General features: G+C 49.9%; 18 protein-coding genes. All 18 read right to left on the bottom strand.

The window, feature by feature from the left end; all coding sequences use genetic code 11:
- Nucleotides 1-231: 231 nt before the first annotated feature.
- Nucleotides 232-1,473, bottom strand: coding sequence for a stalk domain-containing protein (locus tag IEY53_RS28520; RefSeq protein ID WP_189031012.1), 1,242 nt, complete (start codon nucleotides 1,471-1,473; stop codon nucleotides 232-234).
- Nucleotides 1,474-1,637: 164 nt separating this feature from the next.
- The gene (locus IEY53_RS28525; RefSeq protein WP_189031014.1) at nucleotides 1,638-3,005 is read right to left on the bottom strand and encodes an alpha-L-fucosidase; all 1,368 of its coding nucleotides are present in this window, start codon (nucleotides 3,003-3,005) and stop codon (nucleotides 1,638-1,640) included.
- 25 nt (nucleotides 3,006-3,030) lie between these two features.
- Nucleotides 3,031-4,716, bottom strand: coding sequence for an ABC transporter substrate-binding protein (locus tag IEY53_RS28530; RefSeq protein ID WP_189031016.1), 1,686 nt, complete (start codon nucleotides 4,714-4,716; stop codon nucleotides 3,031-3,033).
- A gap of 16 nt (nucleotides 4,717-4,732) precedes the next feature.
- Entirely contained in the window at nucleotides 4,733-5,632 is a 900-nt protein-coding gene (locus tag IEY53_RS28535) for a carbohydrate ABC transporter permease (protein WP_189031017.1), read from the bottom strand.
- A 19-nt stretch (nucleotides 5,633-5,651) separates the two neighbouring features.
- Entirely contained in the window at nucleotides 5,652-6,569 is a 918-nt protein-coding gene (locus IEY53_RS28540) for an ABC transporter permease (RefSeq protein WP_229696414.1), read from the bottom strand.
- A 403-nt stretch (nucleotides 6,570-6,972) separates the two neighbouring features.
- Nucleotides 6,973-9,282 carry a helix-turn-helix domain-containing protein gene (locus tag IEY53_RS28545; RefSeq protein WP_189031018.1) on the bottom strand — a complete coding sequence of 770 codons (2,310 nt, stop codon included), beginning with the start codon at nucleotides 9,280-9,282 and terminating at the stop codon, nucleotides 6,973-6,975.
- A gap of 205 nt (nucleotides 9,283-9,487) precedes the next feature.
- Nucleotides 9,488-10,669 carry a MalY/PatB family protein gene (locus tag IEY53_RS28550; protein WP_189031062.1) on the bottom strand — a complete coding sequence of 394 codons (1,182 nt, stop codon included), beginning with the start codon at nucleotides 10,667-10,669 and terminating at the stop codon, nucleotides 9,488-9,490.
- Nucleotides 10,670-10,824: 155 nt separating this feature from the next.
- Nucleotides 10,825-11,085 carry an Imm32 family immunity protein gene (locus tag IEY53_RS28555; RefSeq protein WP_189031019.1) on the bottom strand — a complete coding sequence of 87 codons (261 nt, stop codon included), beginning with the start codon at nucleotides 11,083-11,085 and terminating at the stop codon, nucleotides 10,825-10,827.
- Between the two features lie 132 nt (nucleotides 11,086-11,217).
- Nucleotides 11,218-11,673, bottom strand: coding sequence for a DUF6630 family protein (locus IEY53_RS28560; RefSeq protein WP_189031020.1), 456 nt, complete (start codon nucleotides 11,671-11,673; stop codon nucleotides 11,218-11,220).
- A 15-nt stretch (nucleotides 11,674-11,688) separates the two neighbouring features.
- Nucleotides 11,689-12,669: a hypothetical protein gene (locus IEY53_RS28565; protein ID WP_189031021.1), complete on the bottom strand. Its 981-nt coding sequence runs from the start codon at nucleotides 12,667-12,669 to the stop codon at nucleotides 11,689-11,691.
- Between the two features lie 112 nt (nucleotides 12,670-12,781).
- The gene (locus tag IEY53_RS28570) at nucleotides 12,782-13,237 is read right to left on the bottom strand and encodes a DUF6630 family protein (protein ID WP_189031022.1); all 456 of its coding nucleotides are present in this window, start codon (nucleotides 13,235-13,237) and stop codon (nucleotides 12,782-12,784) included.
- 34 nt (nucleotides 13,238-13,271) lie between these two features.
- Complete coding sequence (locus IEY53_RS28575) at nucleotides 13,272-14,246, bottom strand: hypothetical protein (RefSeq protein WP_189031023.1); 975 nt, start codon at nucleotides 14,244-14,246, stop codon at nucleotides 13,272-13,274.
- Between the two features lie 16 nt (nucleotides 14,247-14,262).
- On the bottom strand, nucleotides 14,263-16,563 hold the full coding sequence (locus IEY53_RS35445; protein WP_229696415.1) for a hypothetical protein: 2,301 nt from the start codon (nucleotides 16,561-16,563) through the stop codon (nucleotides 14,263-14,265).
- Between the two features lie 47 nt (nucleotides 16,564-16,610).
- A complete protein-coding gene (locus IEY53_RS28585) occupies nucleotides 16,611-19,331 on the bottom strand; it encodes a hypothetical protein (protein WP_189031024.1) in 2,721 nt (906 codons plus the stop codon).
- A 9-nt stretch (nucleotides 19,332-19,340) separates the two neighbouring features.
- Complete coding sequence (locus tag IEY53_RS28590) at nucleotides 19,341-20,162, bottom strand: copper amine oxidase N-terminal domain-containing protein (RefSeq protein ID WP_189031026.1); 822 nt, start codon at nucleotides 20,160-20,162, stop codon at nucleotides 19,341-19,343.
- 148 nt (nucleotides 20,163-20,310) lie between these two features.
- Nucleotides 20,311-20,601, bottom strand: coding sequence for a WXG100 family type VII secretion target (locus IEY53_RS28595; RefSeq protein ID WP_189031028.1), 291 nt, complete (start codon nucleotides 20,599-20,601; stop codon nucleotides 20,311-20,313).
- A 251-nt stretch (nucleotides 20,602-20,852) separates the two neighbouring features.
- Nucleotides 20,853-21,176, bottom strand: coding sequence for a WXG100 family type VII secretion target (locus tag IEY53_RS28600; RefSeq protein WP_189031030.1), 324 nt, complete (start codon nucleotides 21,174-21,176; stop codon nucleotides 20,853-20,855).
- Nucleotides 21,177-21,210: 34 nt separating this feature from the next.
- Entirely contained in the window at nucleotides 21,211-25,107 is a 3,897-nt protein-coding gene (essC, locus tag IEY53_RS28605; protein WP_189031032.1) for a type VII secretion protein EssC, read from the bottom strand.
- Nucleotides 25,108-25,125 lie beyond the last annotated feature (18 nt).

The following is a 25,125-nucleotide window of genomic DNA, read 5'->3' on the forward strand; positions in this document are numbered from 1 at the left end:
TTATTTTCAAAGAAAACACGATTTCCCTATGCTTACGGACTCCGTTGCGCTTATTTACGTAAATCCACTCCATATCTGCCAGGTGCAGAGGGAATAAGAGCGCCAAGGTCCGTAAGCCCGGTTAAAATCCCCCTATGGAGAAACTAAGGGCTCTGGGGTCCGAGTGTATAATTTCCCAATAAAAAACAGGCTGCCGCACCCGGCAACCTGCTTCAACATAAATCCTAACCTTTAGAGCTCGACCGACTTGCCCATCTCGTTCCAGGCGGGAGTTCCGATCAGACCCAGCCGCCAGATGGCAATGCCTTTGAGGCCGTAGCGTTTGGCTAGCCCAATCTTGCTGTTCACGGACGCTTCATTCTCACTGTACACGGAAATCCCCAGAATCAGCTTGTCCCGGCTGACTTGCTTCAGGGCCAGGCGAATGCCCTCATCCACCTTATCAATGGGCTCGGGACCGGATTCATCCTCATATGCATAAGCCATAATGACCAGATCATCGGCCAGGCTGGCCAGAGTTTTGTAATCATAGCCTTTATACGAGCTGTTGAGAGGATGGAGGATAACCGTCAGCTTAAGACCAAGTGCCTTGGCTTTCCCCGAGAGGTTGCGGATAAAAGCATTATAATCCGCCTGAACCTTAGCCTTGTCCCCGCTAAGGCCAAGTCCCTCCAGATCCAGCGCAATCCCTTTAAAGCCTTTCTGCGTAGCGGTGTCAATAATACTGGTGATCGTCTCTTCCTGCAGCTGCTTGTCTTCCAGATTCTTGGTCAGTTCCAGCTTGCCGTCTACGGAATACACCATCAGATAAGGTGTAGTTCCTCCTCCCGCTGCATTCTGGACGATCGATTCGGGGGTAACCTCTCCCGCAGGCTGCGGCCATCTGAATTCCTCGCCGGAAGTCGTAAACCGGCCGTTGCGGTCAATCTGGCTCCAGCCAAACGCAATAGCATTAAAGCTGGGGATCAGGGACACTTCACCATAGGCGCCTTGGGCGTAGAAGCCCAAGGTGTACAGATCCTCTTTGGGCGAAGTGATAGAGACGGTCTTGCTGGCCTGATTCCAGGAGACCGCCGCACCGAACTGGCCGCTGAAAAAGCTGAGCGGAATCATCGTCGTGCCGCGGATACTTTGCGGAGCGACTGCCAGATTCACCGCCGTACCGTTAACTACAGCCTTGGAATTCCCCAGAGTAAGTGTGACCACCTTGGTCCCTGAAGCGTCTTTTCGGGTTGCTTTAATTTGCTGCGCCGCCTGGTTCCATTCAATCTGGATGCCGAGCGCTTCCGAGATGGCCCGGAACGGGACCATGGTCGTGCCCTTCATCACTGCCGGCTCCACCGGAAAAGGCAGCGGATAGCCGTCCAGCATAATCTTCACACCGCCTGCCGCCTGGGTGCTGGGCGTACCTGCTGCCGCCACCCCTCCTATGGAAAGGGCTAAACATAATAATAGTTTGCCGAATCTTTTCATCGCTGTTCTCCAATCTATGAAGATATCATTTTAGAGTAAGGAGCTAGAACTGCTCATCCCTATCATTCTATCAAACTGGATTAATATAGCAAATGAATAGATTGTCATTTTTCTGGCCCTACATAAATATTCCACATTCCGGGATAACAGCAGGGATTGGCAGATCACCGCTCCCGGCCATCCCGGTATACGGAAGTGCCGCGCTGGCTGCGCGCCCATTCGGCCACACGGGCCGGGTCGCCTTCCCACAAACGCTCGCGGCCCCATTGATTCGTTGCCGGCCTGCCTTCGCATTCGACCCGGATCACCGGGAATAAATGCGTGGGCGCCTCCGCCGGAAGCCCCTTGATCCACAAGTCGTCTCCGCGCTGCTCGAACGGCAGTGCCTGGCCAGTTGTCAGCAGCGTCACAGCTTTCACCTTGCTGGCCAGGTCGGCCACCCTCATCTCCGGACGGCCGTCCCAGAAGCGAATGATAAGGTATAGGCAGTTGTTTTTTGTCGTCTGCCTCCCTCTGGTAATGAATTCGGTCAGGAAACCGCCATCCGAGCCGTATATGGCTTCGCCGTGCACCTCCAGCCATTTGCCGATCGCAAGCGCCCGCTGCACGAACTCGGGAGGCAGCTGGCCGTCGGCTGTCGGCCCGACATTCAGCAGCAGATTTCCGCCATGCGCACCGCCCTTCTCGGCACATTCGCACAACATATCCAGCAAATAATCCGCCGGGCGCCATCTTTCTCCGAACACGTGGCTCCATAGCCGCCAGGTCGTCACCTGGCAGGACTCCCAGAGCCGCCTCTGATCGACTGTGATCAGATGCTCCGGAGTCCCGAAGTCGCCCAAGGTGTCGGAATCGCCGGCCCCCACACCGCCGTCGGCCCGGTAGCCGTCATGCTCCGCAGAATAACCCAGCCGGTTATTGATGAGGATTCCCGGCTGCAGTCTGCGCATTTCCGCAAGCAGTTCCACACTTTGCAAGTCGTCGGCATTTCTGGGCCATACGCCGTCGAAGAAGAAATGATCAATCCGGCCATAGCGGGTCAGCAGCTCCTTTACCTGATTATGAAGATAGGAACGGACCTTCTCCCAGCCTTCCGGATCTTTCTCCGGCCCTTCAAAATAAGCTGGCAGCCGCCAGTCAATCCAGGAATAATACAAACCTATGCGCAGCCCGGCCTTGCGGAAAGCATCCACGTATTCACGGACAAAATCCCGCTTCGGTGCCTGGCGCGCACTGGAATAATCGGTATAGGCACTGTCCCACATGCAATAGCCGTCATGATGTCTTGTCGTAAAGCAGGCATATTTGAACCCGGCTTTTACAGCGGTTGCCGCCCACAGCTCCGGATCAAAATGCTCAGGGTTCCAGGCACTGGCCTGTGCGGCATATTCCTCCTGATCCAGGTGTTCCCGAAACAGAACCTGCTCGCCCCGGCCATACTGCGCATAAGGCCCCCAATGAATGAACATCCCGTAGCGGGCTTCAGTGAACCATTTCCAGTGCTCCGGAACTGTGAATTGTTGTGAGATCATCGCCCTTGTCCTTCCGCTTTAGATTTTATTTGTCATTTGTGGATGAATAAGCTTCATAGGCTTCCTGATAGATTTCCAGGTAACGGGACAGGTTCATGCTCTCAAGTGTATCAAGATAGGACTCCCATTCCGCATCCAGGCTGGCATCACCGATAATAAAGCGGGCCATCATTTCATTGGTATAGTCATACAGTGTTTTGGAGAGGTCGGCAATCTCCGACGACTGGTCAACCGTGAAATTGAGCGGCGGCAAAACCGTTTCCACTTCTACACGGTAAGGCTCATATTTCTCCTTTGTCTCATTATAAAGAATGGAGTCCAGCGGGTTGTCCGGATTGGCTACCAGGCCAAGGCGGAGGGAATTCGGACGGTAAGCAATGCCGGTCTGCGACCAATGTTTGTTCTGGGTGACCCCGAACTTTGACATATCCATATAGACAGCCGCTTCTCCGTTCAGTCCAATCTCGCCATCCTTCGCCCATCTCCATTCTGTATCAGGTTCGCCAATGGTCGAACGAAGGGTGATTTCCCGGTCATACAGGGCATCGGCGAACCGGAAAGCGGCCTCGGGATTCGCAGCTTTGTTCGTGATGACGAATTGGCCCGGTGCGACCTGGTAAGGATCATATTGGGTAACCTGCAAGCCGTCTGGTCCTTTCAGCGGTGCTACAGCCACATATTCCAGCCATCTGCCGCTTGAGCCGTTAAGCTGGGTCAGCGCACTTTGATTCGGACCGGAAGCCGCGCCGAGAATTGGCACATCCGGGTTCTCGCCGAGCTGCACAAGCTGAGCGGCATCACGTGTCAGCGCCTGCGGGTCCATCAGTCCCTCTTTGTACAGACGGTTGAGGTAAGCCAGTCCTGCTTTCCAGCCCTCTTTGTTAAAGGGAACATCCACTTTTCCTTCCTCATTTACATACAGACGGGTATAAGGAGCGTAAGTAAAAGAGTTCATCAGGAAGTTCTCGACCCCGGTGGTCAGCGTAGACGTCTGACCCGTTTGCGGGGCGCCGGAGAATGGAATCTCATCGGCGATGCCATTGCCATTAGGGTCCTGTGTCTTGAAGGCCTTAAGCACTTCATAGAATTCCCCGGTGGTGGCCGGCATCTTCAGATTGAGCTTTTCCAGCCAGGGCTCATAAATCCACAGCTTCTGGCGCATGGAGCAGTGATAGCATTCATTCGGTGCGGGGAGCGCATAAATATTGCCGTCCGCCGAGGTAATGGTCGGTTTGACAAGGGGGCTTTCCGCGAACATTTTCTTCGTATTCACCCCGTATTTTTCAATGTAATCATTCAGCGGCAAAAGCACACCCTGTTGTCCGTAAAGCGCCTGCTGTTCAGGGGTCACGTTCATGGTCATGATGACATCCGGCAGGTCACCGCTGGCCAGCGCCAGATTCAGCTTTTCCGAAACCGTGCTGGTCGGTACAATCTCCCATTCCACATGAATATTCGTCAATTCTTCAAAATATTTGGTGAATTCGTTCGTATCGAAGTTTTCAACAGCCGGATTGGCCCCTGTCATCACACGCAAGGTGATTTTCTCATCCACAATCGGGAACTGACCCGCCTCTGTAACGGCAGCTCCGGAATTAGCGTTCTGCGAATCCGCGTTGTTGCCGGCTTTCCCGCCCCCGCTGCAGGCGCTCAGAATACTTCCCAGCAGACTTATACCGACCAGCAATGTTGTGACCGCCTTGAATTTCATATTAAGTCCCCCTTATTTATCCCTTGAGTGATCCCACCATAACGCCTTTAACGAGGTACCTCTGTACAAACGGGTAGAACACAAGCAGCGGAGCGGAAGAAATCACAATCAGCGAGTATTTCAGCAGCGTTTTCATGGCCTCGCGTTTGGCTGCATCCTGCGGATCGCCGGACAACATGCCTACATCAACATCGTTTTTGACCAGAATATCCTTGAGAACCAGCTGGAGCGGATAATGATCCTGAGTCTTCAGGTACAGCATGGCGTTAAAATATTGATTCCAGTTCGCCGCCGCATAATAAAGTGTAATAACCGCGAGTATGGGTCCAGACAGCCGGATCACCACCTTCCACACGAACTGGAAATCGTTGCAGCCGTCCAGCTGGGCCGCTTCCAGCAGCTCATGGGGAATCGACATTTGAAAATAAGTTCGGGCGATAATCACGTTCCACACGCTTAGTGCCCCGGGAACAATAATCGACCAAATGGTGTCCAGCATGCCCAAATCCCTGACCAGCAGGTAAGCAGGAATCAGTCCGCCCGTAAACATGGTGGTAAACATAAATAGAAGCATAAATATATTTTTGCCGTAAAAATCCTTCCGCGAAAGCGGATAGGCCGCCAGCACGGTCATTATAATATTGATCAATGTGCCGGTGACCGTATAAAGAATCGAATTCCGGAAACCAACCCATACCTGCCCATATTCAAACACCGCTTTATATCCTTCCAGACTTGGACGAACCGGCCAGAGCCAGACTTCCCCGGATACTACCGCTTGCGAATCACTGAACGAGGCGCTGATGATATAGACAATCGGGTACAGCACAACCAAAAACAGAGCGCTCATAAAAACGGTGTTCAGGATGGTGAACAGCTTGTCCGAAAATGACTCCTTGCTTAGTTTCGTGTTCATGATGCTGATGTCCCCTCCTTTACCATAAGCTGCCTTGTTTGGTTTTTTGCGCGATTTTGTTTACGGTAAGCAGCAGGATCAGGTTAATCACGGATTTGAACAACCCAATGGCTGTCGAATATGAATAGTTGGCAACCTGCGAGGTCAATCCAACCTTGTACACGTACGTGTCAATGATTTCCGACGCCTTCAGGTTGATCGGATTCTGGAGCAGCAGCACCTTCTCAAATCCAACATCGAGAATATGTCCAGTGTTCAGAATCAGCACGATTATCGCCATCGGCATAATGCCAGGCAGATCGATATGCCACATGCGCCGGAACTTGCTCGCTCCGTCCATCACCGCCGCCTCATGCAGCGAAGGGTCGATGCTGGCCAGCGCCGCGATAAAGATAATGCAGTTGAAACCCACATGCTGCCAGACATCGGACCAGACATAGATGGATGAGAACAAGGATATTTCGCCCATGAAGTTAATCGGACCGATACCAAAAAAGCCGATAATCTTGTTGATAATGCCGATACGCGGGTCGAGCAGTTCTTTTACAATTCCGACCACAACTACAATAGAAATGAAATGCGGTGCGTAGGTGACCATCTGTACAGCTTTGCGGAACCTGCTGCTGCGCAGATAGTTCAGTCCCAGTGCCAGCATGATCGGCAGCGGGAATCCGGCAGCCAGATTGTAAAAGCTGAGGATCAGCGTATTCTTAAGAATGCGCCAGAAATCATAAGAATTGACGAATCTGCTGAAATGCTTCATCCCCACCCACTCGCTGCCCCAAATCCCCTTGACGACTGAGAAATCCTTGAAGGCAATCTGTGCGCCGTACATCGGCACGTATTTGAAGATCATTAAATAAAGGAACGGAAGAGACATTAAAGCGTACAATTGCCAGCTTTTGATCAGCCTTTTGACGAAAGGATTCTCACTCAATGTTTATTCTCACCTCCCCGGGTTCACTTAAAGGAACGGCCGGACCGTCGTATTTTCACGCTGGTCTGTCTGTTCTCTTTGTGAGCTCAGCATAGGCCCGGGAAGGCCAAATCGTAAATTGTAAATCGCCCTTTTCATCGTCATTTGTTAAGAAATCTATCTTTGCATTTGCCTTTACCATGTGCAAATAAGCAGAATGAAGCGTTTTATTTACATTCATTAGGTTTGTAAGCGATATCATACATTTTAGTTTGTGTTAATTTATATTACATTGGAAGGTTGTTCTATTTATAAAAAAGACGGCCCATCAGCCATAACTGGCTGGCGGGCCGCCCTTTGTGAAGACGTGGCTGAAAGGGTTTCAGCCGTTAATTCGGGAGTATATAGCCCCTTCCAGCGGGCGTTACCCCGCCGCCGAATCTCGGAAAGCTGTAGCACTTAGACCGTTGCCCCGCTTAAAAGCCCGGCAGAAGGTGTTGGTGGAATGATAACCGACCTGCTCGGCGATATCGCGGATCGGCAGCCCGGTCTGGGCCAGCAGCTTCCTGGCCTCATTCATGCGCAGATTCTCCAGATACTCTGAGAAGTTCACACCCGTCTGCTCCTTGAAGAACTGCGACATATAGCCCTTGGAGATATTCATCTGGTCCGCAAGCGCGTCCAGGCTGAGATTGGCTTCGCCAAACTGTTCCTGTATGCAGGCCAGAATGGAATCGAGCAGTTTGACGTTGCGGCTCTTCTTGCGCTGGTCGATCTCTATGCTGATGCTCCTGAATACTTCCGTTACACTCCGGTAAGCCTGGCGCGGATTCTCCATCGCATTCAGCTGCTGCAACAGCCCATGCACATCGCCGGGATCCTGCAGAAGCAGCTGCTCCTGCAGCTTGACGAGACAGCTTGTCACCTCGCTGACGAACAGCTGCTGCATCGAGAGCGACAGATGCCGCTCCTGAAAGTTCTCCCGGTACAACGATTCCAGCAACTTCCCCGTCTCTTCCGTCTCCCCTGCCTTGGTATAGTTGCTCAGGCGATTCTCCACTTCGGCCGGGAAATGGAACAATCCGTTCACGCTGGGCAGATCATCGAACCAGGCAGTTTCGACCATGCCTTCGTAAGCAATTGAGGACAGCGATTGGCGGGCCTCTTCGTAGGAGCCGGACACATCAAGCAGCGATGTGCGGAAGCCCCCGATAGCGAAAAAAAGCCCCAGCGGCAGCTTCCCTCTAATCTCAGCAGCCATCTCGGCGATGTTCTGTTCGATCTGCCTGCGCAGGGCAGTGCGGTCTGCGCTGCCGCCTACGAACAGCAGCGCGATTTTATCCTCGGCGATATCATGCGCATACCGGCTGTCGCCCAGAGTAAGCCGCAGCGCTTCCTTGGCCAGCACCCGCTCAATATCCAGTTTGCGCAAGGCATCGGCGCTAACCCCTGAGACCCCGCTGCGGAAATGGAGAATTCCGATGGCATATCCCTGGCCTTTAATTTCAATATGCTGATGCTCAAGCAGCGTGTTAATTTCATTTAGATGAAGGAATTCCCCCTTGAGCAGCCGTTCATAAAAGGTCTCCCACAGCAGCGGCGCCTGGCGGTCAATTTCGCTCTGCAAGGCAACATTACTGTCAATGAGCGTGGACAGCGAGTTCTGGATGAACCCGTACATATCTTTGGGCCGGCGGCGCGGCCCGTTGCTGCCCGCTCCCTCCGCCAGCGTGGAGAGAATTCTGACAAGCGGTTTGCCGCTCCGGGCAGCGAACAAATAAGCCAGCAGCACACCACTCAGAAGAAAAACGAGTACAACCGCAAAGGTAATTTTTTTGATAGAAATGACCTTTCCTAGCACCACATGGGGCGGCTGTGCTACAACGTAGGACCAGTTATTATAGGAGGATTTCGTATAGGTAACCATCATTTGATCCGTCTTGGCCGAAGCTTCGATAATGCCCGAAGATGACGGATACAGCGAAAGATCCGCAGCGGCAGGTGCCGTTCCGCCGCCGGACAATGTGCTGACAATACGTCCCTCGTGATCAATAATCGATACCCAGCCCCCGTCGGATATGTCCAGACCTGCCAAAAGCGACTTCAGCTTGCGGTTATCAACCAGAAGAACAAGCGCACCTTGAATGTAGTTAGGATAACCCAGCGATTGCACGTAAGTGAGCATTTCATACGGCTTGCTTTGATATTCCGTCAGTCCCGAAGCCATCACTTCCCGGTTGCGGTAATTGCTGAACAGGTCGCTGCGCCAGGTTTCATAATCTGTGCCCGGATTGGACAGCACATGACGGTAGAAGGAAGGCAGCTCATAGGTGGACTTGGAGGATAAGGCCAAATTGCTGTTTTTGAACAGCAGATAATAATCCAGCACAAAGTTATTGGAGGTGTTATAGCTGTATAGATTTTTTTGCGTCTCTAGTACCTTGTAGGTAGTTGTGCTGCTGAACGGATTAGTCACACGCTGAAAACTCTGTACCATGGGATCGCTCAAAAGCTGCAGGGCGATGGTATTAATTTCGGACAGACGGATATCCATCGTTTCTTTAACCTGCTCCAGCAGCTGCATATTGTTTTTGGTAACTTCAGCTTTAACCACATCGTAGGTCAGTTTGTAAAAAAGCCCCCCAAGGCACAAAGCAAACAGCATAAAGAAGAAATAAGGAATCATCAGGCGTACGAACAAGTGCTGTTGTCCCAGCCACTTCACAAAACGCATGTGCGGGCCCCCTTCCACATTCGGGATACGTGTTATAAATCCTTACACTTAAACTCATTTACATATTTTTCAAAGCGCTTACATCCATCGTCGATGTAACTAAGTATAGCATCATGTTAAAATTTTAGGTATTCCCTATTGAGATTGCAGCAAAAAAAAGCCCGGCAGCTTCCATAAAGGAGCCACCGGGCTGTCACCCTGATGTTTATTTTGAGGTATAGGCAGCAGCTGCCCGGCAAAAGCGCTCCAGCGCCTCGGCCAGGATAGATCTCGGGCAGGCCAGATTGATCCGCAGATAACCTTCCCCTTCCGAGCCAAACACCGAACCTTCATTAAATGCGACTTTGGCTTCCTGATGCATCAGTCTCTTCAGACCCGCCACATCCAGCTTCAACCCGCGGCAATCGATCCAGAGCAGGTACGTGGCCTCAGGCCGCATAATCTTTACTTCCGGTAAGTTGCGGCTCAGATAATCGGCAGCATAGTCCGCGTTGGCAGCTACATAAGTCAGCAGCTCATCGAGCCACTCTTCCCCTTCATTATAGGCAGCTTCTACCGCCTCGGGGGCAAGGAACCCGGCCATATGCAGGCTGAGCGCTTTGACTCTGGCATCAAATTTACGCTTCAAGTCCGGGTTGGACGCTACAATAAATGAGGTTTGCAGCCCCGGCAGATTAAAGGTTTTGGTCGAAGCCAGTGTGGTCAGCGTAATGTCTGCGATCTCTTCCGACAACGAAGCAAAAGGGATATGCCTGTGGCCCGGCAGGGCGAGATCACAGTGAATTTCGTCCGAAATCACCGTTACACCATAACGCAGGCAAAGTTCACCGAGCTGCAGCAGCTCCTCCCGCAACCAGACTCTGCCGCCGGGATTATGCGGACTGCAGAGCAGCAGCAGCTTGGCCCCCGCCTGCATCAGCTCCTCCAGTTGGGCATAATCCATCTCATAACGTCCGTTCCGGAGAATCAGCGGATTTTTTGCCACCTTGCGTCCATTCAATTGGATGACATCATAAAAAGGGTAATATACCGGCGACTGCAGAATTACAGCCTCCCCCGGTTCGCTGAACAGCTCTACAGACAGGCTGAGCGAGGTTACAATCCCCGGGGAATCACTGATCCACTCGGGTGCGATATCCCAGCCGTGTCTTCTGCGGAACCAGCCGGTGATTGCTTGGGTGTATCCCTCGCTGGGCACGCTGTACCCGTATATACCTTGCTCCAAGCGGCGTTTCAGAGCTTCTTTTACTGCAGGCGGGCTTTCAAAGTCCATATCCGCCACCCACAGGGGCATAATATCCTTGTCACCGAACAGCTTCTCGGACTGGTCCCATTTGTAGGAACGGGTATTGCGGCGGTCAATTACACGGTCGAAATCATACTTCAACAACAGTCACCTCATTCTTGTCAGCTTGTCCGATTATTGTATCATGAGGTGCCCCTTTGACGCATCCTTTTAGCATCAGCCCAGAGCGCATGCTGTTTATTCCCCGTAACCACCACGATCTGAATATGGGACAGTCTCCGCTTAACCCGTTCAATTCATTTAACTTTTTCAATTATTAAATCGCATGATCCATCTTGAAGAGAATTATAATCATCAAAATGCAAATGTGTATGTATAGGCACCTCGCACTGGGCAATATTCAACAGATGTTTTGCTAATGAAATAAGACCTTGTTGATTAGCGCTAATTTTTATAGTTTCTTGATCTACAGAACAGGATATACTAAAGTTTTCTTCCCAATCCAATTCAACTCCATTTTCAGATGAATATGCAGGTACATTAATTTTAATCTCCACTTTTGCTCCTCCAAAAAAATGATAATCAGCTATTTCATTGGTACTCCTTGTCCGATTCCGTCCAGGAAAGATAATAAAAAAGGCCAATCAGGGTGATATCTAACCATAATCGACCTAACAGCCTACCTCATCTTAGTCATAATACTGTATATATCCTTCTTTTGAAGGGATTCTATCATCCAGCAGTAAATCCACTTCCAGCAATCTTGTTTTATGCTCTAATTTTGCAATGAACAGTGCGTAAAAATCACCCGAGTTAGGATATGAAAATAGTCCATAGCCCTTTTGTGACAGGATTCTGTTGGTTTCCTTTATCTTTTCAGGTAAAAACTCATAGTCAAAACCTTCTAATTCCTCCAGTTGATCTTTTGAAGCTAACTCAATGTTATGAGCGAACTCATAGTCCATGATATAGTTGGTGATCTCCCGATACTGCTCACCTTTGTAATCAACATACAAAATCTTTTTTGTAGAGAGCCCATATTTCAAGATGTATTCGTGTATATCGAACGCCTCCGGATCACCTAAAATGGCTTCTACATCTTTCTGGTCTTCAAATATGAGCTCCACGATATCTGCAGCAGGCATGCGGGTTTCCTCCGTTTATTGGGATTGAAACAATTCCCCATGTTGGTTGGGAATATAGTCGGGATATTTCTTGCGGTAGAAGTTATCGATCAGACGCAGCATAGGGTCCCACTCCGGATAAGGTTCTGGATCTCTGATGTCCATTTTTGCTTCCGGCGTATTCATTAATAGATCGTTAAATGCTTCGGGTACCGGCAAGCCCAGCTTATTCCTTACATGGATCAGGAACAAAATTTCATAGGGATAGAATGCGTATACAAAGTCACCAAATTCTATTGACTGACCTAATTCAGAAGCTAATGAAGAATGGAACACTGACATCTCACCAATCAAAGTCTCAATTTCCTCCAGATCAGGAGTTGACCATCGTTCCAATACTTTATTATAAACATCCAGTTCTTCTGGGATTAAATCACATCGCACCCCAGATTCCTTGAATCTTTCTTTCACAACTTTATGCAAGTTTTGTTTGGTTTCCATTATGGATTTATTTCTGTATTGCAAGTATAACTCCAGTAAAAACCAGGTATGCCTGTTCCAATCGTTGGCGCTTAATACCTTCCCACCTAGACGATCAACAATAAAGTCAAATAAAATATTTTCTTCTTTCTCCCACCCAAACATCGTGAAATGAATTAAGGCTATGATGACTTCGCTAAAGGTGTATTCGGCCATCATCTCAGGGTAACGGATTTTATAAAGATCCTGAGCCATACACTGGTAAAATACAATCATTTGCATACTTTTTAATGCTTCTGCCTTATTCCCGCCATGAATCAACACATCACTTTTCCATTGGGATAAGTAATATGAGGAAATAGAATCTAAATCTATTAATAGAATATGATCCTTCTCTACAGCATTCAACTCGACGATATTCATAATTTCATTTTGGTTCTCTTGATATTCTTCTAGGATATCTTCAAATTTGATTCCCTCAACAAAGTTCTTGCTGTATCTTTTATAAGCCATTTCTAATTTTTTGGAGTTGGCCATTATACCCTCCTTTAGGTTTATTAAATTTCGGCTTGAAGAAGGTAACAAAAAACAGGGCAATCATGGTTATATCTAACCACAATCGACCTGCCCATAAATTACCTTCCGCATCTTAGCCATAATACTGTATATATCTTTCTTTTGCAGGAGTCCATTTGTCTTCAAGCAACTCGATCTGAAGCAATTTGGATTTGTTTTTCAACTTGGTAATGAACAAGGCATAAAAATCGCCACCGGTTGGATACGCAAATAATCCATACCCCTTTTGGGAAATGAGATTGTTGACTTCTTTTATCTTTTCAGGTAAATATTTATATTCAAACTTTCCCAGAGCCTCAAGTTCCTTCTGGGAACCTAATGTAATGTTATGAGCGAATTCATAATCCAACATGTAATTCACAATCTCATAATCATGCTCACCTTTGTAATCAAGATAAAGAAACTTTTTTGTAGATAACCCATATTTTAATACGCTTGAGTATACGCTCGGTGCCTCTGGATGATTTAAAATGAATTCTACATCCAGGTTATCTTGGAAAATGAGGGGTACGATATCTTTGTCTAACATGTTTATGTCCTCCATGAATGAATATGGAATACACTTATTGGAACAACTCCCCATGCTGGTTAGGGATATACTCGGGATAGTTTTTGCGATAGAAGTTATCGATGAGACGTAGCAAAGGATCCCACTCGGGAAAAGGTTCAAGATCTTCAATCTGCATTTTCGCTTCTGACGTACTCATCAATAAATCGTCATAATGTTTTGGAACTGGCAATTCCAGCTTATTCCTTATATGAATTAAAAATAAGATTTCATAGGGATAGAAGCCGTATCTATAATCGCCAAATTCATTTAAACTACCCAGTTCCGAAGCTAAAGTGGAATGAAACATTGTCATGTTGACAATCAATTGTTCGATCTCTTCGATACTAGGCGTAGACCAACGTTCCAACACGTCGTGATAGATCTCTAGGTCTAGTGGTATTGAGCCGCTTCGAAGTCCAGCCTCCTCTAGTTTTCGTTTCACTGCGATATGCACGTTTTGATTGGTTCCCACAATCGTTTTATTTCTATACTTCAAGTATAACTCTAGTAGAAACCATGTGTGTTTGTTCCGATCATTGGCTTCCATGATATTCCCGCCAAGATGGTCAACCATAAAATCGAACAACAAATTTTCTTCTTTCTCCCATCCATACATCGTGAAATGAATTAAGGCTGCAATGACCTCCCTAAACGTGTATCTTACTCTCATATTAGGATAACGGACTTTATATAGGTCCTGAATCATACACTGATAGAATACGACCATCTGCATCTGTTTTAATCCGTCTGCTTTATTTCCTCCATTAATCAATACATCATTTTTCCATGTTGACAGGTAGTAAGAGAAAATTGATCCTAGATTTATTAATAAGATATGATCCTTTTCTTTGTCATTCAACTCGACAATTTCAATAATTTCTTGTTTGTTTGTTTCATAATACTCCCTGACATCTTCAAATTTAATTCCATCCACGAAGTTTTCACTATACCTTTTGTAAGCTAATTCTAATTTTTTGATATTTAACATCAGATCCTCCTCTAGGTCAATCTATTTCTTTGTTCCAGTCCTTTATTTTTAATTCATCTACTCCAAAGCCAATCTCGGTTATCTTTATATCTGTTTCCACCCTAATATAATTAAATTCCAGTCCAGGATACTCCTTTTCTAATTTATCAAATTTCCGCCCAAAATCCGCATACCTTGGGTCATCACTGTTTAGCATATCTTCAAAATATGCTTTCCCTCCCGATTTCTGTGCATCGGAATAAGAGAACCTTCCCCATTGTGACGCTTTTGATTCAATCATAGTTAACTTTGGCGGCGGACCCTTCGATAAATATGTAGCATCTATGCCGTTTCTCCCTACTTGGAACATTTCTGAAATGTCCTCACCTAAGTTATTGGATTCTGCTACATTTTTCGCTACTTCTTCTCCAAAATCACCTTTATCATGTTCAAAATATTTAGAATTATCGATTTTTCTTTCACGGGCTTCTGCATCTATTAAATCAAATTTCTCACTTATATCATCAGGAGTATCTAGTTTATTAGCCAATTTGCTTTTTTCACGTTCTAATCTCTTAAGCTCATCTTCATTTCCTTCTTTTTTCAATTTAGCTATTTGTTCATCTAACTTTTTAATTTCTTTTGTAATCTCGTTAACCTTGGTATCAAGATTATGACCATTCCCATTCCCCTCAAACCTCCACACCTGACCCGGTGGTTTAAAAGGGCCGGGGACTCCAGCGGTGTCCGGGATCAGCTGATTCTGAAGGGGATTCCAGTTCGGGAACCCTGAAACGTTGGAATTCTTCAGTGCATCCGGGACCTTCTTCATCGCATCCGTGAGCGGGTCCATCACTTTGTCCGCCACTTTGCCGACGACCCCGCTTTTCGTGATCGAGACACCTGGCACAAGCAGTGAAGCTACGGAGCCCAGCATTTTTGCTTTTTCCTCCGGCGTGCCTTCGTCGAAGTTCTTGTACATCTTCTTCGCAGCCTGGACCAGCACATCCGGGTTGTCGATGATATAAGCCGCCTTGTCGATCACTTCCTGGCTCGTTTTCTCCGGGTCGATCACGAAATTGAAGGTGAACTGGACGGTGTCCACTACGCCCATAACTGTGGATTCGATCAGTCCGCCTACAAAAGCGGTGGTAACCCTGTCCGCCTGGACTACTTTTTTACGCCACTCGGTCATCCCGTAAGTCTCTTCCAGCCAGACATAATATGCGGTATACATCACCTTAGTCTGATCGTTTGGGTCATACACCTTATCCAGGAAATAGGCCAGAGTGGTCTCATTTTCTTTGTTCTTCGCCGTAATCGGCGTGCCATCCGGCAAGGTTGTCGGCGGGTCATTCAGCCGCTTGTACTCCGCCAGCTGCCTTTCCAGTTCCCGCTGAAGCTCTGCCTGTTTTACCGCTTTCTCGATATCCTTGTAATTAGCTGTTGCCCATTCCCGGTACTTGTCATTTACCAGTCCCAGCGCAATTGCGAACCGCAGCTCATCACTTGAGGGGACGGCAGAGCCGTCATTTTGCAGCGGATTGTACGTGCATGCCGAGAGCGGTGAGCCCCTGTACTGGCTCCGCAAATCCACATTCGTATAGAGACCGGGGTCCACCCCCAGCTCCTGAAGCAGCTTCCGCTGCTCTTCGGCATGCAAGTTCGCCGACTTCATATACTCTAGATTACCATATTTCTCATAAACTCCATAAGCCATCTGGCTCCGTCCGATTTCATCCAAAGCTTCGGCGATTCTCGCCAGCTGCTCCCGCGCAAGTTGCTGCTCTTCGGGACTCCCGTGATCTCTCTGCTGCAGAAGGGACGTTATCACCTTATCCTCCATAAACGGCTGCAGCCGTTTGTCCAGCGAAGCATCCCTGACGTTCAGCAGCAGATCCTTGATCATCTCAATCAATGTAGGCGTATTCCGCAAAAGATCCTGCAGCCCGCCCGCCGCCTGGTCTCTGGCCGTCTGCAACCACCTGCTGAACAGGGTGCCCGCCTGTTTCCAGGTAAAGCTTGATGAAACCTTCATCAGAGACCGGGCCTTCTGCTCCGTGGACCGGTATTGCCCTGCGGCCCAGCGCAGCGCCGCTTCTTTCTTGTCCAGCCGGCTGCTGATCGAAGCTGCAAGCTCCTTCGTCTCCCGAAGCAGGCGCTCTACCTCCTGAGCCGGAGAGCGGACGCAAGATTCGGGATACGCCGATTGGGCAGAACGGACCTGTCCCGATACGGCCTTGTACATCCCGGTAACCTGCTCCTCCAGCGTACGGTTCAGGCGCTTCAATCCCTGTTCCAGCGTAAGCAAGCGGTCAAGTTCCACTTTTTGCTGCATGGTTCACCTCCGGTTTTTGACCCTTCATCCCTTTCCCTGAGCATCTGTTAATTGAACAAATCATCATACATTGAACCCTTGACCGTTACCTTCATTCCATCCAGTGCCGTAATCCCTCTCAGTGGTTGCAGTACATTATACGCAAGCTTGCTTTTACTCAGGTCTACGTCCCCGATGGACACCCGGATAAGGTACTCTCCATCCCCCATGTTCGCATGCGTATAGAGGTAGCTATTCTTGGGATTGATGACGATGGTAACTTTAGTCTGCTCCGTAATCTCATACATGGGTTGCCCGTCTTTGACGAATTCTTTGTATTCAAACGAACTGTTGCTTCCTGCCGTTGAGGACTGGCTGTACCCTTCCATAACTTTTTTCCAATGGTCGTGCGTTTCACCGCCTGTATTCTGCGAGTGTTTCAATTCCACAACCTGTTTGCTGTATCGGCTGCTGTCAACACTCCGGTCCAGCACGGCCAGCAGCACTTCACCGTTTACTCCCTTAGGTTTCTCGGCTGTCAGTACACCACGCTTGCGGGCAAATCCGCCACCCTGCTTGCTGAGCTCTTCGTTGCTAAGATTCACCGCGATCTTTTTGTTATTGATATAGATAAGATCACTTTCATAACGGAAGGAATCGATTACCTTCTGCACCAGTTCCTTATGGTCCTCCGTATCGTCTTTGACCGGCTTATAAACTACTGTCTTTACATTAAAAGAATAAGAACCCGCCGGATTAAAATAGTAGCCCGATTTCACCGGGTAATTGAATTGCTGCAGTTCTCGGTCAGTGGCAAATACCGCCTTGTCATAGAACGTTTTGCTGGCTTGGCCTTCTTTGGCCGCCGTACGCGCGACTTGATACTCCTTGGCCTGCGAGCTTTCGGTACTCCAAGTTACTTCTCCGGCACCCTGCTGGGTAAAAGACCGCTCATATTGCCCATCCACCGCCACGGCTTGGTAGGCTTTATTATTCACATCCATATGGTACATCCAGCGGATGACATCAAACGGATAGGGTTCTGTTCTCCAGAGCAGCTTTTTGGCTAATGAAGTATTGTTGTTCTTCTCGATCTTCTTCTCGACTACAGGATCGGGCACATTTTCGCGCCCATGATAGAAATACATTTCGTATAATTTCCTGTCGGTTCCCTGCGGAAAATCAGCATGGGCCGTCTCGGTTACCGTACGTGTGGTACATTTGTCTTTATTGCAGTTTTTCAGCTCATATTCGTATGTTCTTTGCACAGCACCCCTGAAATCCACACTGCCTTCCCGCACCTTGGGAGTATATGGGTTCTCTACATTCAACCATTTGCCATTCTGGGGGTCATCGCCAAAATCCTTGCGGTCAATGGTTGCGCTCACGATAGGCTGGCGGGAAATACGGGTTCCCGGTTCATTAACTGCTTTATTATTAAGGACCTTATAGTCGCGGAACAGATCCATCGTCCCGTTCAGTACATTCAGTTCACCGGTGGCGTTGCCTACCCAGGTCCCCCGGGGTTTGGTCAGCTGGGCGACTAGTTCGGCACCGCCGTAGATCGGGAACTTCACCTGCCGGGTCAGCACATTATAGGTCAGGGGCTGCGGCTTCAGCAGCTTGACTGCAATCGGGCTGGAATCCAGGACATTATTTGTAATCACTTTTTCTTTCGGTGTTTTGCCCTCTGAATTCACGTTGAATTTCACACGTACTTCACTGTCCGGCATAATGAAACTCGCTACCAGCAGCTGTTCTCCGTTCTTCGGGATCACCAGTTCCCCTTCAGCTTTCACAGCATGTCCAGTGAATTTCAGCTTGGACCCGGCGGCAGGAATGGCTTCGTCCGTGGAGGCTTGAATAATATCCCATTTATAATGAGCTTGGGTCTGCTCGGGAAACGTGGAGTGGACCCTGATCTTCACCTCGACCTTCTCGCCCGCTTGAGCCTGCAGCGGCAAGGTATCAAAAGCTGCCTGCAAATCGTAATCCTGTTCCAGCAAGACCATAGGGGCGATCGGAATATCCAAATAGGTAATATTACTGCTGTCATTATGATTAATATAGACTGTTCCATATCCCCATGAGAAATAGGTCGGCGGCTGGAGCACATGGACATAATCTATCCATCTCCCGCCTTGTTTGGGGGTGGTACCATTAGCGTAGACCTTTTCGCCCGCCAAGGTCGCATTCTGGTTGCGATACATAAACTCCTTGTAGGTATGCTCGCCGCCGTACTTTATGTTCATGCCTTTGATGATCAACTGCTCAAATGTCCCGTCCGGCAGGTACTTGGTGAAATTAGTGTTGTTTGTGATTTTCATCTGGTTAAAATCGTTTTTAGATATCCCATATTTTTTAATTATAAATCCGTTATCCCATGGCTTAGGATACAGTTTAAAATTTTGAATTTGCGTGCCGCTCCAGCCGGCGAACCAAGGCACATTCTCAGTCGGAACATGCTCGCCATTGACGGTATACCCGGCATACTCCAACATGCCCCCGTCCAGTGCAGTCCCATGGCTTTTTCCATAAACAATCTCATAATATCTTGTATCGTTTTTAGCAATTCTTTTCGTCAAAAGATCTTTACGGTACGGGCCCATCTTGCTATTCTCCGGGAAATATTTTTCTATTCCGTAAAGCTTGTGGACGTCTTCATTCGCATACTTAAGCACCTCAGCAGGGGTAGTCGGCAGTTTACGCGCCGCTGAATAGATGTCTATGTTGGCAAATACGGCCCAAATCATAAACGCACCTATAGCGACGATTATCGTTTTCTTCATTGACTGCACCTATCTTCTGAAAATAGTAAAAACCAGTTGATTATATGCCTTGCCTGAGACAATGACTTCATATTTGGAATCCGTAAAAAATTTCATAGGCAAATCATATTCCCTCGTCTTCTTAGGTGCTGTATACGCCAGAATTTCATCTACCGTTTTGGGTTCAATCTGCTGTCTGAGAATAGCTTCTGTCTCCTGCATCTGCTTTTCATAATTCGCACTTTTCCTCATCACATCCACCATAATAATTAGAACCGCATTCTCTTTTGGCGGATTCTCCTGAGTAGGATCTACCCTTAACATAGAACCTGTATTCTCATAATAGGTAAAACCATTAGCGGTATGCTTAGTACCTGCGGACGGCGCCGGGCTAGCCACCGGCTTACTATTGCTGCCGTCATTACCTGTGGTAATATAAGCTGTACTCACCGCCTGATCCCATTTCACACCCACACCCAATCCTTCACTGACAAAACGCAAGGGTACAAAGGTTCTCTCATTTTTCATCAGCGCTGCGGTGTCCATTGTTTTGTTGGCATTGTCCACGGTGTATTGCTTTTTGCCAATCACCAGCGCCAGCTTTTTGCCATTCAGTTCTACGGTAACCGTCTTACTGGCAGGAACCCAGCCTACCTTCGCACCCAAAGCCTCGCTCACGAAACGGACAGGCACCTGCACCCGGTTCTTTGCATCCAGAAACGGCAGCGCATCCGGAAAGTTGATCTTGTTCCCATCCACCACCACCCGGAGACTTGACGCCGCAAACGACTGATCAGGCACCAGAGTAACAAATAGCAATAATGCTGTGAATAAAGCGAGCAATTTTTTCATAGTAATCCTCCTTGGTATTGAATTCCGGTTATATTCAAACCATCATCTGATAGATGAAAGTTTCATTTTCTGAGGTTATGTATAACAAGCATGGCCGCGCCGGAAGAGGGGGCTTCCGGCTGCCGTCCATACTGTATTCCGCCATCTTCTATCTGCGAAGCTGGCTGGCAATATCGCGATCGCTTTGCTCCTTGATTTCGGCTACTTTGTTCAATTGCACGCTGATGCCGTTAACACACTCCACCAGCTTGTCCAGCGATGGCTTCAATTGGTTAAATTCTTCAATGAAGGCCTTGGAAGATTCACCTTGCCACCAAGCTTCAGCGGCTTTGATCTCACGGTCAAGCTGATTGATGATATCCTTGGCGCTTTGGCCTTTACCCTTGATGGAACTGGCCACACTTCTCGCCTGCTCGGGGCTGAATACCTGATTTACCATTTAGTTCACCTCCCTTCATGGAATCTATATAAGACGGACTCAAGATGCTAACATAAGCTTCACTCGTCCCTACGGTGAATGTTTGGACTTCCGGCCGCTGTTGTTTTCAGATTTCTTCAATTTAACCACTACCTGTAGTTGAAATCCGAAAACAAAGGCGGTCGCTACCGCTCCTACAGTTCCAAACTTCCCCTTCCCTCCTTCTCACCTTTTGTTATTTTCTTTTGGTCATCTTATCTATCCGGTCAGTCTTATTTCTTCTTGGCAGCAGCCGCAAGGGCCCGCTGCGCGGCTTCCTCAGCTGCCCTGGCCCTGGCACGTTCTTCATCCGCCCGCTGAACGCCTGCTGCCAGCCTGGACAGCTGGCTCTGCAGATCACGCAGACGGTTAAGCAGCTTGGTGATTTCCTGGCTGATCTCGGCGTACTCCTTGCGGTACGTATCTCCGGCTTCGCCTTTCCACCAGGTGCTGCTTTGGCCGGCGCTGCTGTCATTTTTGCTCTGCTCCCGGCGGACATCCTCCGCCGCGCTGTTTACATTTGCCGCCTGGCGGCGGATCTCTTGCGGTGTCGGCATATGGACACCTCCTTTATGAGAGCGCCTCGCGGACTTACGTGGCGGCGCGAAGGCCCGAATATTTGTTCTTCAGGATCAGATAGCCGTCACCCGGCTCCAGTTCCTTCTCTTTTTCTCCGTAAGGCACACGGACATTGTACAGGTTCTGCTCTTTCAGGCTGCCCAGCAGAAGTCCACATTGCTCTTCACGGATGGCTTTGCCAAGACCGTCCCAATTCCCGGCCAGCTCGGCCGTGTTATCGGCAGCAATTACAGCGACTTTCAGTGCCCGGTCCTGCTTGACTACCCGTTCCAGCAGTTCCTTCAGCGAATATTGTTCACCACCGGTAAATTCACTGAGCCGGTCAATGACGAACAGGAGGCGTGGCCAGGAAGCGAGCAGGCTGCCCAGATCGCGGCCGGCCGTTCTGGCTTCAAGCATGGCCCGTCTGCGCCGGTCCAGCTCTTCCTTGATCTCATCGATCAGGGCGTACATATCCTCCACAGCGGCAAGATCGGTCACATAAGGAAGATCCAGTGCACGATAGATCCCCATACCGGCGGAGTCCAGCGCATAAATCACCGGCTTCACGGCCTGTTGTCCAAGCTGCACCATCCATGAGGTAAGAATCGTGCTTTTACCGGACATGGCATCCCCCGCCACCATAACTATCGGCGTTGTGTCCAGATCGAGGCCAACCGGCTGGAGATCACCATCTGTGAGTCCGATGGCCAGCCGTCCTTCCGGCAGAGTGCATCTGGCATTCAGCTCTGCAAGGTCGATCTTCGCCGGCATTACAGGAATACGAGATGCCTCCGGCAGTTTCCCTGCTGTGGCAAGCTCGCGCAGCTGTTCAATCCAGCTTTCCAGGCCCCCATGCTCCCAGTGCGGGAAGGAAGGCAATGCCGTCTGAAATTCAAGCGGAGGTTTGCCCCGCACGAGTCCCCGGCCTCCGGCCCGGGACGGCTCCAAACCTTCTGTGCGGCCGACGATCATCTCATATTCACTTTTCTCCGTCATTTGCAAGCTGACCGCATTCTTGAAGTTGACGGCGAATTTATACCGGACCAGAGAGGCATTCGTCGCGCTTACGACCAGATAGATGCCGTATTTGGTGCCTTCCCGTGCGAGCACTATCATCTGTTCATCCAGTTCCTCATAGGTTTCGGATAAGGCAAAATAGTTATCGATCACCAGCACAATCGAGGCCAGCTTCCCGAATCGCTTTCGGTAGTCTACAAAACCGTCAGCTCCCGCCTCTTCAAAGATCCGCTTGCGCTCCCCCATTGTCCGGAACAGAAACTGGGTGAATTGGAGAATCTGCTTCTCCTGCTCCAGTGTCATGACACCGCCGCAATGCGGCAGCGGCTCAAGTAGCTTGAACGACGAACCGCCACAATCCATTACGTAGAGATGAACATCTTCGGGAGAATACCGGTAGGCCGCCGACAGGCACAAGGTACGCAGCAGGACGGTTTTACCGGTGCCCGGTGCTCCGTAGACGAACAGATTTCCGGATTCGGCAAAATCAAACTGCAGCGCTTCCTGCCGCTGCCCCCGCGGATCATCGGCAATGCCTACCGGAACCGAGAGCACTTCCGGTACCGCAGGCCAGCCTGTTTGCTCACTCCAGCCGCCTAGGCCGCTGTACAGATCCTCAAAGGTAACGGTCTCGGGCAGGGGCGGATGCCACGGTCCGGCAAGCGGCTCGATGCCGGCGCGTTCTGCGCAGGCGGCCAATTGTTCCACAATGCTCTGCAGCTGGCTTGGAACCTCCAGCTCAGGCATTTTTTCTTCATCCAGCGGGTAGATCTGCTCGGACTTGCCGTTCAGCTGCATCCGGTAGATCCGTCTGGTACGGCTGCTGGTTAGCTTCCGTTCATTGCCGGGATCATAATCCGCCCCGGAATAGGCCGATTGGAACATTTCAAAAATCTCGTCGTTGCCCACCTGGATATAGGCCCGCCCCGGTTCCTTGATCATGGCCGCATCCGGCCGTTTGATGACATCCTTGCTGTCGGCGGCGTCCTGGACCTTGAGACAGATTTTGAATTTGGCGTTACTCCAGATTTGGTCATCCACAATCCCGGCCGGCTTCTGTGTAGCCAGAATCAGATGAACTCCAAGACTGCGGCCCACGCGCGCGGCACTGACCAGCTCCTTCATGAAATCCGGCTGATCCTGCTTCAGCTCCGCAAATTCATCGGCAATCATGATCAGATGGGGAATCGGTGCCATGCCGCGTTCTTTTCCGCCGCTGTGATACAGCTTCTGGTAGCGGTCGATATTATTGACGCCTTGCTCGGAGAACAACCGCTGGCGGCGAAGCAGCTCACTTTTGATCGAGAGCAGGGCCCGGTTCGTCTCATTGCCGCCCAGATTCGTAATGGTGCCAACGAGATGCGGCATCCCTTTGAATACGTCGGCCATGCCTCCGCCCTTGTAGTCGATCAGCACGAAGACCAGATCATGCGGATGGTAATGAATCGCCAGCGACACAATCATGCTCTGCAGCAGCTCACTTTTACCGGAGCCCGTCGTTCCGGCTACCAGTCCGTGCGGACCATACCCTGTCTCATGCAGGTCCAGCCGGAATGGAGTGCCGCCCGCCCGTACACCGATGGGCACACTCATGCCCTTAAAGGTCTTGTTCTTGTTCCAGATTGCCGGAAAGTCAAGCTCTGTCGTGGTACGTACACCCAGCGTCTCCAGCAGCGTAACCGACGCCGGGAGGGCGAAGCCTGCCCCTGTGGACCGCAGCCGGACCGGAGCCAGCTTGCGTGCGGCCTGCTCCAGCGGACCTGTCTTGACGTTGTCCGGAATAAAGGTCAGCTTATCGCCCGATATTTTGTCGGCAAGCTCGGCGCTTTTGTTATTCATGTGAATGACTACCCGGCTGTTCATCGGAAGATAGGCCTTGTTGCTGGCCAGAAACAGGGAGGACACGCCCAGCCGGGAGCTGCCATTGTACAGATAGTTGTAGATCGGTTCATTATCCAGCAGCGCCGGATCCTCAATAATAAAGACATAATGGGGAAGCATCGTTCCGGCAACAGTCCGGAGTTCCCGCTCCTTCAGCACTTCGTACAGCTCGCCCAGAATCGGGTGGGCCATCGGTTTGCCGCAGAGCAGGTAACGGCTGGTGAAGTCATCATTCCACAAATGCGGCAGATGGCGGAGCCAGCTCCAATCCGCTACACATTCCTCCGGCAGCAGCAGCACAAGCCGCACATCATCGTAACCGTGATGGGTTACAAGCTGAAGCACCATTTGCTGCAGCAGCTGCCGGGTCCGCTCGGCTTCCCCGGCCAACCCGCAGATCTCTGCCTCCAGCAGATTGACAGCGAGCGGAGCTTCCGGCACCGTGGCGAATTCAAGCGCCAGACGGTGCGGCTCCATCAGCAGCGGATCATTCTCCAGCACCACCGCTTGCTTGCTGTATACGATACGCAAGGCGGACGGGACACTGCCGACCCCCAGGCGGAGTGAAAGAAAATCCAGATGGACAGGTGTTCTTTCCCAGAGCTTGCTGTCATTCTGCTGCAGCCGGAGCAGACAATCCTCCGGCTCCGGGTTCATTTCATGCAGCGCTTTGCTCTGTTGCTCCCTGGCAATCGCCAGCTCGGCCCGCACGTCGGCGATGTACTGGAGATATTTTTGCTCCCGCTCTTTTTTCTGGCGGTTGTATTTCCGGATCTGTGTTGCCGCTCCCGTGAATGAGAACAGCAGCGTCGTCACCGTCATTGCAATGGAAAGCATCATGTACATAGATTGTGCTGTCATCGCAAGCAGCACGGTGATGATCAGCATGACTGCGGGCGGCACCAACAGCGCCATCCAGGCAATCTCCGGCTTGGCGTAGGCCTGCGGAGGATTGGGAATTTCCAGTTCGCCGCCAGGCATATCCGGCAAAAAGCGCGGCTGGCGGCTGAATTCATATACTTTGGCCATAGCCATCTCCCTCACTCT

Source organism: Paenibacillus albidus, from assembly GCF_014644435.1.
GTDB classification, from domain to species: Bacteria; Bacillota; Bacilli; order Paenibacillales; family Paenibacillaceae; genus Paenibacillus_AQ; species Paenibacillus_AQ albidus.

Coding starts and splice junctions, on each gene's coding strand:
- IEY53_RS28560 (WP_189031020.1), bottom strand. CDS start 11,673: ATGCCTGCTGCAGATATCGTGGAGCTCATATTTGAAGACCAGAAAGAT.
- IEY53_RS35445 (WP_229696415.1), bottom strand. CDS start 16,563: ATGCAGCAAAAAGTGGAACTTGACCGCTTGCTTACGCTGGAACAGGGA.
- essC (WP_189031032.1), bottom strand. CDS start 25,107: ATGGCCAAAGTATATGAATTCAGCCGCCAGCCGCGCTTTTTGCCGGAT.
- IEY53_RS28520 (WP_189031012.1), bottom strand. CDS start 1,473: ATGAAAAGATTCGGCAAACTATTATTATGTTTAGCCCTTTCCATAGGA.
- IEY53_RS28570 (WP_189031022.1), bottom strand. CDS start 13,237: ATGTTAGACAAAGATATCGTACCCCTCATTTTCCAAGATAACCTGGAT.
- IEY53_RS28585 (WP_189031024.1), bottom strand. CDS start 19,331: ATGAAGAAAACGATAATCGTCGCTATAGGTGCGTTTATGATTTGGGCC.
- IEY53_RS28595 (WP_189031028.1), bottom strand. CDS start 20,601: ATGGTAAATCAGGTATTCAGCCCCGAGCAGGCGAGAAGTGTGGCCAGT.
- IEY53_RS28530 (WP_189031016.1), bottom strand. CDS start 4,716: ATGAAATTCAAGGCGGTCACAACATTGCTGGTCGGTATAAGTCTGCTG.
- IEY53_RS28545 (WP_189031018.1), bottom strand. CDS start 9,282: ATGCGTTTTGTGAAGTGGCTGGGACAACAGCACTTGTTCGTACGCCTG.
- IEY53_RS28535 (WP_189031017.1), bottom strand. CDS start 5,632: ATGAACACGAAACTAAGCAAGGAGTCATTTTCGGACAAGCTGTTCACC.
- IEY53_RS28575 (WP_189031023.1), bottom strand. CDS start 14,246: ATGTTAAATATCAAAAAATTAGAATTAGCTTACAAAAGGTATAGTGAA.
- IEY53_RS28525 (WP_189031014.1), bottom strand. CDS start 3,005: ATGATCTCACAACAATTCACAGTTCCGGAGCACTGGAAATGGTTCACT.
- IEY53_RS28590 (WP_189031026.1), bottom strand. CDS start 20,162: ATGAAAAAATTGCTCGCTTTATTCACAGCATTATTGCTATTTGTTACT.
- IEY53_RS28565 (WP_189031021.1), bottom strand. CDS start 12,669: ATGGCCAACTCCAAAAAATTAGAAATGGCTTATAAAAGATACAGCAAG.
- IEY53_RS28600 (WP_189031030.1), bottom strand. CDS start 21,176: ATGCCGACACCGCAAGAGATCCGCCGCCAGGCGGCAAATGTAAACAGC.